The sequence below is a fragment of the Pseudomonas sp. TE24901 genome (genome assembly GCF_054058375.1).
The window spans coordinates 1-5,398 of the sequence record NZ_JBSSAF010000029.1; the positions used below are offsets into that span (position 1 = coordinate 1).

The 5,398-nt window shown below is 51.2% G+C and carries 2 tRNA genes and 3 rRNA genes; all 5 read right to left on the bottom strand.

The annotated features are described in order from the left end of the window. Positions 1-9 precede the first annotated feature (9 nt). The 5 genes from rrf to ACVWVP_RS30645 all read right to left on the bottom strand — a co-directional run bounded on the left by rrf (position 10) and on the right by ACVWVP_RS30645 (position 5,225). A 5S ribosomal RNA gene (rrf, locus tag ACVWVP_RS30625) occupies positions 10-125 on the bottom strand. A 157-nt stretch (positions 126-282) separates the two neighbouring features. Beyond that, positions 283-3,174 (bottom strand): 23S ribosomal RNA (locus ACVWVP_RS30630). A gap of 248 nt (positions 3,175-3,422) precedes the next feature. Next, positions 3,423-3,498, bottom strand: a tRNA-Ala gene (locus tag ACVWVP_RS30635). 30 nt (positions 3,499-3,528) lie between these two features. Then, positions 3,529-3,605, bottom strand: a tRNA-Ile gene (locus ACVWVP_RS30640). A gap of 83 nt (positions 3,606-3,688) precedes the next feature. Next, a 16S ribosomal RNA gene (locus ACVWVP_RS30645) occupies positions 3,689-5,225 on the bottom strand. Together the 16S, 23S and 5S rRNA genes with 2 tRNA genes alongside form the textbook arrangement of a ribosomal RNA operon. Positions 5,226-5,398: the final 173 nt, after the last annotated feature.

Consider the following 5,398-nt stretch of genomic DNA (forward strand, 5'->3'; position numbering starts at 1 on the left):
GGAATTTAATCTTGACGATGACCTACTCTCACATGGGGAAACCCCACACTACCATCGGCGATGCATCGTTTCACTACTGAGTTCGGGATGGGATCAGGTGGTTCCAATGCTCTATGGTCGTCAAGAAATTCGGGTACTGAGTCGTGACCGGTTGGCCTCGCTTCAGCAAATTGGGTATGTGATAGTTTTCGGTGTTTTGTGAGCGTCGAACTTTCGGTTCATTTCGTCTTCACACACCGCAATCTGGTGCCTTTTCAGGTCAGCAAATTGCTTGGGTGTTATATGGTCAAGCCTCACGGGCAATTAGTATTGGTTAGCTCAACGCCTCACAGCGCTTACACACCCAACCTATCAACGTCGTAGTCTTCGACGGCCCTTCAGGGAACTCAAGGTTCCAGTGAGATCTCATCTTGAGGCTAGTTTCCCGCTTAGATGCTTTCAGCGGTTATCTATTCCGAACATAGCTACCCGGCAATGCCACTGGCGTGACAACCGGAACACCAGAGGTTCGTCCACTCCGGTCCTCTCGTACTAGGAGCAGCCCCTCTCAAATCTCAAACGTCCACGGCAGATAGGGACCGAACTGTCTCACGACGTTCTAAACCCAGCTCGCGTACCACTTTAAATGGCGAACAGCCATACCCTTGGGACCGGCTTCAGCCCCAGGATGTGATGAGCCGACATCGAGGTGCCAAACACCGCCGTCGATATGAACTCTTGGGCGGTATCAGCCTGTTATCCCCGGAGTACCTTTTATCCGTTGAGCGATGGCCCTTCCATACAGAACCACCGGATCACTAAGACCTACTTTCGTACCTGCTCGACGTGTCTGTCTCGCAGTCAAGCGCGCTTTTGCCTTTATACTCTACGACCGATTTCCGACCGGTCTGAGCGCACCTTCGTACTCCTCCGTTACTCTTTAGGAGGAGACCGCCCCAGTCAAACTACCCACCATACACTGTCCTCGATCCGGATAACGGACCTGAGTTAGAACCTCAAAGTTGCCAGGGTGGTATTTCAAGGATGGCTCCACGCAGACTGGCGTCCACGCTTCAAAGCCTCCCACCTATCCTACACAAGCAAATTCAAAGTCCAGTGCAAAGCTATAGTAAAGGTTCACGGGGTCTTTCCGTCTAGCCGCGGATACACTGCATCTTCACAGCGATTTCAATTTCACTGAGTCTCGGGTGGAGACAGCGCCGCCATCGTTACGCCATTCGTGCAGGTCGGAACTTACCCGACAAGGAATTTCGCTACCTTAGGACCGTTATAGTTACGGCCGCCGTTTACCGGGGCTTCGATCAAGAGCTTCGCGTTAGCTAACCCCATCAATTAACCTTCCGGCACCGGGCAGGCGTCACACCCTATACGTCCACTTTCGTGTTTGCAGAGTGCTGTGTTTTTAATAAACAGTCGCAGCGGCCTGGTATCTTCGACCGGCATGGGCTTACGGAGCAAGTCCTTCACCCTCACCGGCGCACCTTCTCCCGAAGTTACGGTGCCATTTTGCCTAGTTCCTTCACCCGAGTTCTCTCAAGCGCCTTGGTATTCTCTACCCAACCACCTGTGTCGGTTTGGGGTACGGTTCCTGGTTACCTGAAGCTTAGAAGCTTTTCTTGGAAGCATGGCATCAACCACTTCGCTAACTAAAAGTTAGCTCGTCATCAGCTCTCGGCCTTAAGATCCCGGATTTACCTAAGATCTCAGCCTACCACCTTAAACTTGGACAACCAACGCCAAGCTGGCCTAGCCTTCTCCGTCCCTCCATCGCAATAACCAGAAGTACAGGAATATTAACCTGTTTTCCATCGACTACGCTTTTCAGCCTCGCCTTAGGGACCGACTAACCCTGCGTCGATTAACGTTGCGCAGGAAACCTTGGTCTTTCGGCGTGGGTGTTTTTCACACCCATTGTCGTTACTCATGTCAGCATTCGCACTTCTGATACCTCCAGCAAGCTTCTCAACTCACCTTCACAGGCTTACAGAACGCTCCTCTACCGCATCACTTACGTGATACCCGTAGCTTCGGTGTATGGTTTGAGCCCCGTTACATCTTCCGCGCAGGCCGACTCGACTAGTGAGCTATTACGCTTTCTTTAAAGGGTGGCTGCTTCTAAGCCAACCTCCTAGCTGTCTAAGCCTTCCCACATCGTTTCCCACTTAACCATAACTTTGGGACCTTAGCTGACGGTCTGGGTTGTTTCCCTTTTCACGACGGACGTTAGCACCCGCCGTGTGTCTCCCATGCTCGGCACTTGTAGGTATTCGGAGTTTGCATCGGTTTGGTAAGTCGGGATGACCCCCTAGCCGAAACAGTGCTCTACCCCCTACAGTGATACATGAGGCGCTACCTAAATAGCTTTCGAGGAGAACCAGCTATCTCCGAGCTTGATTAGCCTTTCACTCCGATCCACAGGTCATCCGCTAACTTTTCAACGGTAGTCGGTTCGGTCCTCCAGTTAGTGTTACCCAACCTTCAACCTGCCCATGGATAGATCGCCCGGTTTCGGGTCTATTCCCAGCGACTAGACGCCCTATTAAGACTCGCTTTCGCTACGCCTCCCCTATTCGGTTAAGCTCGCCACTGAAAATAAGTCGCTGACCCATTATACAAAAGGTACGCAGTCACAGAACAAAGTCTGCTCCCACTGCTTGTACGCATACGGTTTCAGGATCTATTTCACTCCCCTCTCCGGGGTTCTTTTCGCCTTTCCCTCACGGTACTAGTTCACTATCGGTCAGTCAGTAGTATTTAGCCTTGGAGGATGGTCCCCCCATATTCAGACAAAGTTTCTCGTGCTCCGTCCTACTCGATTTCATGACTAAGAGATTTTCGCGTACAGGGCTATCACCCACTATGGCCGCACTTTCCAGAGCGTTCCGCTAATCTCAAAGCCACTTAAGGGCTAGTCCCCGTTCGCTCGCCACTACTAAGGGAATCTCGGTTGATTTCTTTTCCTCAGGGTACTTAGATGTTTCAGTTCCCCTGGTTCGCTTCTTGCACCTATGTATTCAGTACAAGATAACCATCTTATGATGGCTGGGTTCCCCCATTCAGACATCTCCGGATCAAAGTCTGTTTGCCGACTCCCCGAAGCTTTTCGCAGGCTACCACGTCTTTCATCGCCTCTGACTGCCAAGGCATCCACCGTATGCGCTTCTTCACTTGACCATATAACCCCAAGCAATCTGGTTATACTGTGAAGACGACATTCGCCGAAAATTCGAATTTCTCAACTAAGAGAACTCACAAATTTTACCTTAGCCTGATCCGTTACCAGTGAAAGTAACGTTCAGTCTATCTTTCTATCACATACCCAAATTTTTAAAGAACGATCTAATCAAAGACTAGAAATCAACATTCACCATCAACCTGATGGAATGCTCATTTCTAAGCTTTAAAACTTTCAGAAGCAGTAGTGGTGGAGCCAAACGGGATCGAACCGTTGACCTCCTGCGTGCAAGGCAGGCGCTCTCCCAGCTGAGCTATGGCCCCGTATTTCTACAGGCGTTTCCCACACAAAATTGGTGGGTCTGGGCAGATTCGAACTGCCGACCTCACCCTTATCAGGGGTGCGCTCTAACCAACTGAGCTACAGACCCAATTTCGGGCTGCTTCTTTATCGTCTTCTTCAATGAATCAAGCAATTCGTGTGGGAACTTATGGAGCAGCTGATGTCGTCGATTAAGGAGGTGATCCAGCCGCAGGTTCCCCTACGGCTACCTTGTTACGACTTCACCCCAGTCATGAATCACACCGTGGTAACCGTCCCCCCGAAGGTTAGACTAGCTACTTCTGGTGCAACCCACTCCCATGGTGTGACGGGCGGTGTGTACAAGGCCCGGGAACGTATTCACCGCGACATTCTGATTCGCGATTACTAGCGATTCCGACTTCACGCAGTCGAGTTGCAGACTGCGATCCGGACTACGATCGGTTTTATGGGATTAGCTCCACCTCGCGGCTTGGCAACCCTCTGTACCGACCATTGTAGCACGTGTGTAGCCCAGGCCGTAAGGGCCATGATGACTTGACGTCATCCCCACCTTCCTCCGGTTTGTCACCGGCAGTCTCCTTAGAGTGCCCACCATAACGTGCTGGTAACTAAGGACAAGGGTTGCGCTCGTTACGGGACTTAACCCAACATCTCACGACACGAGCTGACGACAGCCATGCAGCACCTGTCTCAATGTTCCCGAAGGCACCAATCCATCTCTGGAAAGTTCATTGGATGTCAAGGCCTGGTAAGGTTCTTCGCGTTGCTTCGAATTAAACCACATGCTCCACCGCTTGTGCGGGCCCCCGTCAATTCATTTGAGTTTTAACCTTGCGGCCGTACTCCCCAGGCGGTCAACTTAATGCGTTAGCTGCGCCACTAAAAGCTCAAGGCTTCCAACGGCTAGTTGACATCGTTTACGGCGTGGACTACCAGGGTATCTAATCCTGTTTGCTCCCCACGCTTTCGCACCTCAGTGTCAGTATCAGTCCAGGTGGTCGCCTTCGCCACTGGTGTTCCTTCCTATATCTACGCATTTCACCGCTACACAGGAAATTCCACCACCCTCTACCATACTCTAGTCAGTCAGTTTTGAATGCAGTTCCCAGGTTGAGCCCGGGGATTTCACATCCAACTTAACAAACCACCTACGCGCGCTTTACGCCCAGTAATTCCGATTAACGCTTGCACCCTCTGTATTACCGCGGCTGCTGGCACAGAGTTAGCCGGTGCTTATTCTGTCGGTAACGTCAAAACAGTTACGTATTAGGCAACTGCCCTTCCTCCCAACTTAAAGTGCTTTACAATCCGAAGACCTTCTTCACACACGCGGCATGGCTGGATCAGGCTTTCGCCCATTGTCCAATATTCCCCACTGCTGCCTCCCGTAGGAGTCTGGACCGTGTCTCAGTTCCAGTGTGACTGATCATCCTCTCAGACCAGTTACGGATCGTCGCCTTGGTGAGCCATTACCTCACCAACTAGCTAATCCGACCTAGGCTCATCTGATAGCGCAAGGCCCGAAGGTCCCCTGCTTTCTCCCGTAGGACGTATGCGGTATTAGCGTCCGTTTCCGGACGTTATCCCCCACTACCAGGCAGATTCCTAGGCATTACTCACCCGTCCGCCGCTCTCAAGAGAAGCAAGCTTCTCTCTACCGCTCGACTTGCATGTGTTAGGCCTGCCGCCAGCGTTCAATCTGAGCCATGATCAAACTCTTCAGTTCAAACATCTTTGGGTTTTTAAGAAACCCTAAACTTGGCTCAGCAATCGTTGGTTACATCTTTGATTTCTCGCGGAGTAACTTGTGATGCTGATAATCTTGTTGACTATCAGTCTGACTCCACAAGCACCCACACGAATTGCTTGATTCAGTTGTTAAAGAGCGGTTGGTTAAGA